The following is a 648-nucleotide window of genomic DNA, read 5'->3' as shown; positions in this document are numbered from 1 at the left end:
GGCGGATTCAACCGGTCGATGCAACACATGCGCTGAACATCTCAGCAGGGCTATGGAAGCCGAGCGTCTTGCGCGGCCTCTCATTCAATTGTCTTGCGATCGCGTTGAGCTGATGCTGCGACAGCCCAGACAGATTCATGCCCTTGGGCATGTACTGCCTGAGCAGGCCGTTCGTGTTTTCGTTGCTTCCACGCTGCCATGGGCTTTGCGGGTCGCAGAAGTAGACTTGGATATCTGTGGCCAAGGTGAATCGCTTGTGGGCATGCATCTCGGTGCCCCTGTCCCAGGTCAGAGATTGGTAGAGCTCCTGTGGCAGCTTGCGGGCATTCTTGATGAGCGCGTTGACGACTGTTTGCGAGTCTTTACCATCCAGTTTCACCAACATCACGTAGCGCGTTTGACGCTCGACCAACGTCGCGATCTGACTGTTGCCGCTACCAAAGACCAAATCACCTTCCCAATGTCCAGGCACCGCTCGGTCTTCAACGCAGGCCGGGCGCTCACGGATCGAGATCGCATCGACGATCTGGCCGTGGATGGCCGTCTTTTGCGTGTAGTGCCGTGAACGTCGCATTCTGCGGGTGCGCCTGAGGTGTTCCAGCAGCTCTTTCTTCAAGGCACCGCGCGTTTGAATGAATAGACTGCGGT

Annotated in this window: 1 protein-coding gene; it reads right to left on the bottom strand. The window is 57.1% G+C overall.

Annotated elements, in window-relative coordinates; translation table 11 throughout:
• Window positions 1–7: 7 nt before the first annotated feature.
• A partial coding sequence (locus AC1RTQ_RS24160; RefSeq protein WP_492879503.1) for an IS30 family transposase occupies window positions 8–648 on the bottom strand: 641 nt, incomplete at its 5' end.

Source organism: Comamonas sp. GW821-FHT11H03, from assembly GCF_058807955.1.
Note: the sequence above shows the minus strand (reverse complement) of the source record. Positions and strands in the feature narration are given on the sequence as shown.